Source organism: Kitasatospora sp. NPDC056327 (assembly GCF_042261735.1).
Classification (GTDB): domain Bacteria; phylum Actinomycetota; class Actinomycetes; order Streptomycetales; family Streptomycetaceae; genus Kitasatospora.
In genome coordinates, this window is the sequence record NZ_JBHJRC010000003.1 from 1 (window position 1) to 5,795 (window position 5,795).

Annotated in this window: 1 protein-coding gene; it reads left to right on the forward strand. The window is 77.7% G+C overall.

The genetic code is table 11. The features are described 5' to 3' along the window. Positions 1-5,793 (forward strand): beta-ketoacyl synthase N-terminal-like domain-containing protein (locus ACFCX4_RS00655; protein WP_376137678.1); only part of this gene is annotated, 5,793 nt, incomplete at its 5' end. Positions 5,794-5,795: the final 2 nt, after the last annotated feature.

A 5,795-nucleotide genomic window follows, 5' to 3' on the forward strand; every position in this document is an offset into this window, starting at 1 on the left:
CTTGGGGGCGTTCCCGGGGGGGCCGGCCCCCCCCCCGCGGGCCCGGGGGGGGCGGGCCCGGGGGCCGCGCCGGACGGCGGGGTCGGCGGACCGGTCCGCCGCTGGGCCGACGGCGCGGGCCCGGACGGCGGCTTCCTCGACGCCGTGGACGCCTTCGACGCGCCGTTCTTCGGGATCTCCCCGCGCGAGGCCGCCCTGATGGACCCGCAGCAGCGGCTCTTCCTGGAGGCCTGCTGGCACGCCGTCGAGGACGCCGCGATCGACCCGCGCACCCTCGCGGGCTCCCGCACCGGGGTGTTCGTCGGAGCCACCCTCAGCGACTACACCGAACTGCTCACCCGCAGCGGCGACACCGCCCACGGCCACCTGGCCACCGGCAACGTGCACAGCCTGATCGCCAACCGGGTCTCCCACCAGCTCGACCTGCGCGGCCCCAGCGAGGCGGTGGACACGGCCTGTTCCAGCTCCCTCGTCGCCCTGCACCACGCGGTGGCGGCACTGCGCTCCGGCGGCTGCGAACTGGCCCTGGCCGGCGGTGTCAACGTCCTGCTCGCATCCACCTACTTCGACGCGCTGGGCAACGCCGGCATGCTCTCCCCGACCGGCCGCTGCCACGCCTTCGACCGCGCCGCCGACGGCTTCGTGCGCGGCGAGGGCGTCGGCGCCGTCCTGCTGAAGCCGCTCGCCCGGGCCCTGGCCGACGGCGACCCGGTGCTCGCGGTGATCCGCGGCACCGCCGTCAACCACGGCGGGCGGGCCCACTCGCTGACCGCGCCCCGACCCTCCGCGCAGGCCGCGGTGGTCACGGAGGCGCTGCGGGACGCGGGGGTGTCGGCGGCCTCGCTGGGCTACGTCGAGACCCACGGCACCGGAACGGCGCTCGGCGACCCGATCGAGATCGAGGGGCTTCGGCTGGCGCTCGGCACGGGCGACCGGCCGGCCGCCGGAACCGTGCTGGGCGCGCTGAAGTCGGCCATCGGCCACCTGGAGTCCGCCTCCGGGATCGCCGGGCTGATCACCGTCGTCCAGGCCGTGCGGCACCGCGTCCTGCCGGGCACGCCCCATCTGCGGGAGGTCAACCCGGCCGTCGACCTGAGCGACGGCGTGCTGCGGCTGGCGGTGCGGCCCGAGCCGTGGGAGCGGTCGGCCCCGCAGGAACCCAGGCGGGCGGGCGTCAGCTCCTTCGGCTTCGGGGGGACCAACGCGCACGTCGTGCTGGAGGAGGCCCCTCCGTCGGCCGCCGGCCCTGCGGACTCCGGAGGGTCCGGGGGTTCCGCCGAGGGGCGGCCGCAGGTGGTGACGCTGTCGGCGACGGACGAGGAACGGCTGCGGGCGTACGCGCGGAGGCTGCGGGCCTTCCTGGCCGGGACGGAGGCGCCGCCGCTCGCCGACCTCGCCCACACCTCCCGGACCGCACGGACCCCGCTGCCCCACCGGATCGCCGTGATCTGCCGCGACCTCGGCGAACTGCGGGCCCGCCTGGACGACCACCTGGCCGGCCGGACACACCCGGATCTGCTCACCGTCCCGGGCGGGGCCTTCGGCGGGCCGGTGGTGGCGGGAGTCGGGCCGTCGGGAGTGCGTCCCGGTCAGGGCGCCGGCTCTGTGCCGGGTGGTGAGGTCCCCGACCGCGTTGGTTCGCCCGCTGGTTCGGGCACCGGTGCCGTTGCCGGGCACGCCGGGTCGACCGGTGGGCCGGGTGCGGGGCGAGCTGGGTTCGGTGCTGCGTCGAGCCTTGAGCGCGCCGAGCGCGTCGGGCCGCTCCGCCCGCCGACTGCCGACGACGCCGACCGGGTGGCTGCCCTCCGGGCCGCCGCCGGTGGCTGGGTGAGGGGCGGCCGGGTGGACTGGGCGGTTCTCTTCCCCGCGGCGCGCCGGGTACGGCTGCCGCACTACCCCTTCGACACCGCCCACCGCTACGGCCCGCCCGGCACGGCCGGGACCGTGCCGGGCGGGGCTCCGGCCGCTGGCACGGTGGCGCCGGAGGGTGCGGCTGCTGTCCAGAGTCCGGCCGGTGGCGCGGGTTCTTCGGCCGTGGGGTCCGCGGCGGTCCTGATCGGTGGTGCCCCGGCCGACGGCGTGGGCTCTGCCGCTCTCCGGCCCGCCGAGTCGGCCGGTGACACCGCCGCCGGGAACGGGCCGACGTACGAGCCCGCCCTCCTGGTCCGTGGCTGGCAGCCCGCGGCGCCCGCCGGGGAGGCCACCGCGGCCGGGTCCGGGTCCGGACCGCGGGTCCGGGTGCTGTTGCTCGGGCGGGAGACCACCCTGCCGGTCACCGCCGCGCTGCCCGGCGTCGACGGTGCCCGCTGGTTGGTGGTCCGTGAGCGTTCGGAACTGCCCAGGCTGGGGCGGGAGGAGTACGAGCTGGACCTCGACGACGCGGCGGCCGGCCGGGCACTCGGCGAGCGGCTGCGGGCCGAGCACCCGGGGCTGGACGCGGTGGTGGACCTGGTGGACCTGGCCGGTCCGCCCGGGTTCGGCCGGGAGCTCGCCCGGGTGGCGCTGCTCCAGGCACTGGTCCCCGGTGCCACGGGGCGGGGAGAGGGAGAGCGCCGGGGGCCGGGGCTGCGGCTGCTGCACCTGGCAGCCGGGCCCGGCGCCGCCGACGGCTCGCCCTGGCCGGCGGCCGCGCGGATGGCGTCGCTGGCGCGGGCCGTGGCCGCGGAGTACGGGGCGGTGTCGGCCACGACCGTGGAGTGCGACCTCCCGGTCCAGGACGGCGAGGCGCTGCTCCGGCTGGTCGAGGCCGAACTGCCGGCCGCCGGCGCCGTGCCGGAGGTCCGGATCGGCCGGGGCGAACGCCTGGTGCCCCGGCTGGTGCGGACGGCCGTGTCCGGGCCCGCCCCGTGGTCGGCGGACCCCACCGGGGTGTACCTGATCACGGGCGGCACCGGCGGGCTCGGCCTGGCGGCGGCCCGGTGGCTGGCCGCGCGGGGCGCCCGGAGGTTCGCGCTGCTGGGCCGGCGGGCGCTGCCGCCCCGGGAGGGCTGGGCGGCGGCCGTCGCGGCGGACACCGCCGACCCGCGGGTCGCCGCGCTGCACGAGCTGGCCGGCCAGGGCATCGAACTCCACGTCCACACGGGTGAGTTGACCGACCGGGAGGCGCTGGGCAGGTTCCTGGCAGGCGTCCGCGCCGAGGCCGGACCGATCGCCGGGGTGCTGCACTGTGCCGGTTCGGTCGAGCGGAAGGTGCCGGCCTTCGTCCGCAAGCGGATCGAGAGCGTGCGGGACACCTGGCGCCCCAAGGGCGAGGGGTTGTTCGCGCTGCTGGAGGAACTGCGCCCGGACGAACCCGGGTTCGTCGTCCTCTACTCCTCGCTGTCGGCGGTCCTGCCGCCGCTCGCGGTCGGCCTGTCCGACTACGCGGCGGGCAACGCCGTGCTGGACGCCGTGGCCGAGCGCTTCGGCCGGGGCGGGGCCACCCGCTGGGTCTCGGTGGCGTGGGGGAGCTGGGCCGGAGCCGGGATGGGGGAGGTCCGCAGTCCCCGCTACACCGAGCAGGGGTTCGCCCCGCACGGTCCGGAGCAGGGCCTGGACCTGTTGGGGGCGGCGCTCACCGCCGGACACCCGAGGGTCGTCGCGGCGGCCGTCGACCCGTCCGTCTGGCCGGCACCGGCCGCGCCCGCCGTCCCGTCCGGGCCCGCCCCGTCCGGGCCCGTCACCCCGTCCGCATCCGTCACTCCGTCCGCATCCGTCACCCCGTCCGTGTCCGTCAGGCCTGAGGAGGGCCTCCCGATGACCGAGCACCCACCGGTGCCCTCCCCGTACGGCGCCGTCGCCCGGGCCGTCACCGGTCTGATGGCCCGCACGCTGCTGATGCCCGCCGAGCGGATCGCGGCCGACACCCACTTCTCCCAGCTCGGCGTCGACTCCATCATGGTGGCCGGCATCGTGACGGACCTGGAGGAACTGGTCGGCGAGCCGCTGTCGCCCTCGCTGGTGCTGGAGTACCCGACCGTCGGTCTGCTCACCGGGTACCTGATCGAGGCGCACCCGGCCGGGGTCGCCCGCTGGACGGCCGCCGCCGGGTCCCCGCCCGCCGGGCCCGTCCCGCCGCCCACCCCGCCGACGGACGCCCCGGCCCCGGCCCCGACCGGTTTCCCGTCCGCTTCGTCCGAACTCCCGCCTTCAGGACGCCAGTTGGTCGCGATCATCGGCGCCGCCGGACGCTATCCCGGCGCGCCCGACCTCGACGCCTACTGGGACCTGCTGCGCGAGGGCCGCAGCGGCGTCACCGAGGTGCCGGTCTCCCGCTGGGACCACCGCACCCTCTGGTCCCCCCGGCGCGAGCCCGGCCGCAGCACCGGCAAGTGGGGCGGATTCCTGGACGGTGTCGAGGAGTTCGACCCGGCGTTCTTCGGCATCGACCCGGCGGACGCGGCACACGTCGACCCGCTGGTGCGGCTCTCGCTGGAGGCCGTCGAGCAGACCCTGCGCGACGCCGGCTACACCCGCGAGGACATCGGCGGCCGCCGGGTCGGGTTCTTCATGGGCTCCGGCACCAGCAGCTACGGCAGCCGGGTCGCCGTCCCGCACCGCAACACGGTCACCGGCCTCAACCAGAACTTCATCGCCGCCCACGCCGCCCACGTCTACGACCTGCGCGGGCCGCACCTGACCGTGGACAGCGCCTGCTCCTCCTCGCTGACCGCGCTCTACCTCGCCCTGCTCGCGCTGCGCGCCGGGGACTGCGAGGCGGCCCTCGTCGGCGGTGCGGACCTGCTGCTGGACGAGGCGCCGTTCCTCAAGCTCAGCGCCTCGGGAGCGCTCTCGCCGGACGGCACCTGCCACGTCTTCGACGCGTCCGCCAACGGCATCGTGCTCGGCGAGGGCGCCGGCGCCGTGCTGCTCAAGCCGCTGGACCGGGCGCTCGCCGACGGCGACCGGGTCCGGGCCGTGATCGAGGCCTGCCTGGTCAACAACGACGGCCGCACCATGGGCCTGACGACCCCCAACCCGCAGGCCCAGGAGCAGCTGGTGGCCGACGCCCTGGCCGCCGCCGGGGTCACCGCCGACACGGTCGGCCTGGTCGAGGCGCACGGCACCGGCACGATGATCGGCGACCCGATGGAGCTCCAGGCGCTCACCCGGGCGTTCCGGCGCACCAGCGACGCCGTCGGCCACTGCGCGGTGGGCAGCGTCAAGTCCAACATCGGCCACCTGCTGATGGCGGCCGGGATCGCGGGCCTGCACAAGACGATGCTGGCCCTGGAACACCGCACGATCCCGCCCACCCTGCACTGCGAACGGCCCAACCCGCGCTTCGCCTTCGACACCTCGCCGTTCCGCCCGGCCCTGGCGGCCGAGCCGTGGGACCCGGCCGGCGGCGTCCGGCGGGCGGGCCTGAGCGCCTTCGGCTTCGGCGGCACCAACGCGCACGTGCTGCTGCGCGAGCTGCTGCCCTCCGAGCGCGAGGCCCACCGGCCGCACCGGTCCCCGCTCCCGCCGGCCGGGTACCGGCGTGACCGCCACTGGCTCGACCGGCCGGACCGGCTCGCGGCGGCCACCGGGGCGCCGGCCTCCGCCGGACCGCCCGCACCCGCCGCCGGGGCCCGCTCCGGGCCCGCCCGGCCACTGCTCGCCCTGGAGGCCGATCCCGGCGTCCCGGCCCCGGAGCCCTCCGGCCCGGCCGGGCCGGACGCCCGCCCCCCGTCCCGTCCCACCGCCCGCCCCGCCACTCCGGCCGCCGCCCACGCCGGCGTCCCGGTCCCCGACCCTGCCCCCGAGCACGGCCCCCGGCCCGGCGGCGTGACCCGCCGCCCCATGCTCGAACTCCACGAGGAGCTGACCTGACG